This is a genomic window from Aquabacterium sp., assembly GCF_036279675.1.
Taxonomy (GTDB): domain Bacteria; phylum Pseudomonadota; class Gammaproteobacteria; order Burkholderiales; family Burkholderiaceae_C; genus Aquabacterium.
In genome coordinates this window covers 1-2514 of sequence record NZ_DASUIS010000129.1, presented here as the reverse complement: position 1 = coordinate 2514, position 2514 = coordinate 1, and the positions used below count along the sequence as shown (strand labels likewise).

Annotated in this window: 3 protein-coding genes; 1 reads left to right on the top strand and 2 read right to left on the bottom strand. The window is 61.9% G+C overall.

What is annotated here, in order from left to right; translation table 11 throughout:
• Positions 1–202 precede the first annotated feature (202 nt).
• A complete protein-coding gene (locus tag VFW93_RS15095; RefSeq protein WP_329694792.1) occupies positions 203–793 on the top strand; it encodes a superoxide dismutase family protein in 591 nt (196 codons plus the stop codon).
• Positions 794–800: 7 nt separating this feature from the next.
• On the opposite strand, the gene VFW93_RS15090 is transcribed toward VFW93_RS15095, so the two are convergent.
• Both VFW93_RS15090 and VFW93_RS15085 read right to left on the bottom strand, forming a co-directional pair.
• On the bottom strand, positions 801–1469 hold the full coding sequence (locus VFW93_RS15090) for a DUF1345 domain-containing protein (RefSeq protein WP_329694791.1): 669 nt from the start codon (positions 1467–1469) through the stop codon (positions 801–803).
• A 21-nt stretch (positions 1470–1490) separates the two neighbouring features.
• Positions 1491–2514: sulfate ABC transporter ATP-binding protein (locus VFW93_RS15085; RefSeq protein WP_329694790.1), on the bottom strand; the 1024-nt coding region annotated here is incomplete at its 5' end.

The window sequence follows — 2514 nt, the reverse complement described above, 5'->3', positions numbered from 1 at the left end:
CAGTCCCCATCCCAGGGAGAACCCGGGTTCCCCCAAGTTTGCCAACAAGGTTATCCACAGGATCCGGGGATAAGTGCATGCACCAACCCACCGAATTGGGCTTTGACAAGGATCCTTACAAGGGTAATCCGGAAAACTTCCAGACACGAAGCTACAGTCCCTCGGTTACGAAACTTCATCATTGAAAACGCAGGAGAACCCCATGAAACGTATTTCGCTGACGACATTGAGCTTGCTGGCCGCCCTGACAGCAGGTTGTGCAAGCTCGACTGATCACGGTGACCACGCTGCCGGCGCAGCTCGGTGTGAAGGCCCTGGCATGAAGATGGGGCACATGATGATGGGCAACATGGCCGTGGCGACTGTCACGCCCACGCAGGGTAACGCCGTACGTGGCATGGTGGTTTTCCATGAAATGAACGATCACGTCATGGTCCATGCTCATTTCACTGGCCTGGCCCCGGACTCGGAACATGGCTTCCACCTGCATGACGTGGGCAACTGCGCGAGCGCCGATGGCACCAGCGCCGGCGGCCACTTCAATCCAGGCAAGACCGCACACGGCCCGCAAGACGCCGAGCACCACGCCGGTGACATGCCCGCCCTGAAGGCCGATGCCAATGGCGTCATTGATCAGAAGTTCATGCTCCACGGCGTGACGATCAAGCAAGGCACCAACGCCATTGACGGCCACAGCGTGATCCTGCATGCCAACGCCGATGACTACAAGACGCAGCCCACCGGCAATTCAGGCCCTCGCATTGCCTGTGGCGTGATCGCCGTTCATCCCTGATTGCGCATCACAACAGGCTGGATGCCACGTTGATGGTCAAGGCCACCAGACTGGTGTTGAACAGGAAGGCCAGCACACAGTGCACCAGCCCCACACGGCGCATGCCGGAGCTGGCCATCGACACATCGGCCGTCTGGCCTGATGTGCCGATCACGGCGGCGAAATACAGAAAATCCAGGTAGTCCGGATCCGGTGTGTCGGGGAACAGCAGGCCACCGGGCCGCCCGTGGCGCCGTGCGATGTAGAAATCGTGGGCGTAATGCAAGGCGAACATCATCTGCGTGAAGGCCCAGGAAGACAGGATCGTCACGCCAGCCAGGGCAATGTGCAGCGTGCGCGCCATGCCCGTGAACTCCTTGGCCACAGACAGCTCGGCCACGATCGAGCCCAGGCTCGCCAGCGCTGCCAGAACGACCAGCGTCAGGATGGCCAACGCACCATCATCTTCCTGACAAGCCCGGCGCTGGATCTGGGCGTGGCTGGCATGCGCCATCATCCAGCCGGCCAGCGCCAGGTAGATCCACGCACCGACATTCCAGCCGACGATCCACCGTGTGACTTCACGCGCGGCCCACTGGTCGGGCATCAGCAGAACCACGGCCACGCCGATGGCACCCGAGACAAACAAACGAGGCCGGATCTGAATCTGCCGAAGCAAAGGGATCTTGTGCAACATCGTGCTGTGATCAGTGCCTTTTCAAATGGAAGATGCCGGGTCCACCGTCAGCGCGGCATGGGCCCCCTCGGCGAGGAATCGCCGAACACGACGTGGCTTGAGGTGCACGGTCGCACCAGGCTGCAGGATGCCACTGTCGCGCAGTGCCGCGTATTCGGAGCGAGGCAACTCGACATCGATCTCGCCCACCCCATCGGCGCGCTTGAACTCCAGGCGCGTATTGGGGCCCACCGTCAAGGTGTGCACGAGGCTCACCGGCAAGCTGCCCTCTTCCGCACGGGCCAGCACCTGGATCTCATGCGGGCGCACATAGCTCACGACATCTGCCGCCGCACCTACTGAAGAGACCACCGCACCCGGTGCATGGTCACGACCGTGGAACAGGTTCACATCACCCAGGAACTGCAACACGAACGGCGTGGCGGGGTGATCGTAGACCTCGTCAGGCGTGCCTTCCTGCTCGATGCGGCCCTGGTTCATCACCACGATGCGGTCTGCCACTTCCATGGCCTCTTCCTGGTCGTGGGTCACGAACACGCTGGTGATGTGCATCTCGTCGTGCAGACGGCGCAACCAACGGCGCAACTCCTTGCGGACCTTGGCATCCAGCGCGCCGAAGGGTTCGTCCAGCAGCAACACCTTGGGCTCCACGGCCAACGCACGCGCCAAGGCGATACGCTGACGCTGACCACCAGACAGCTGATGCGGGTAGCGATCGGCAATCCAGTCCAGCTGAACCAGCTTGAGCAGCTCGGTCACCTTGGCCTTGATCTGAGCATCTGACGGGCGCGTGTCCTTGGGGCGCACACGCAGGCCGAAGGCCACGTTCTCGAAAATCGTCATGTGCCCGAACAAGGCGTAGTGCTGGAACACGAAGCCAACCTGGCGCTCGCGCACTGCCACATGGGTGGCATCTTCACCGTTGAACAGCACGGAGCCGCTGTCGGGCGTTTCCAGGCCCGCGATGATGCGAAGCAGCGAGGTCTTGCCCGAGCCCGAAGGGCCCAGCAAAGCCACCAGCTCACCGGAAGGGATATTGAGGTTC

What these genes read in the sequence shown, in the direction of transcription:
- VFW93_RS15095 (WP_329694792.1), top strand. Translation starts at nt 203, where the DNA reads ATGAAACGTATTTCGCTGACGACATTGAGCTTGCTGGCCGCCCTGACA.
- VFW93_RS15090 (WP_329694791.1), bottom strand. Translation starts at nt 1,469, where the DNA reads ATGTTGCACAAGATCCCTTTGCTTCGGCAGATTCAGATCCGGCCTCGT.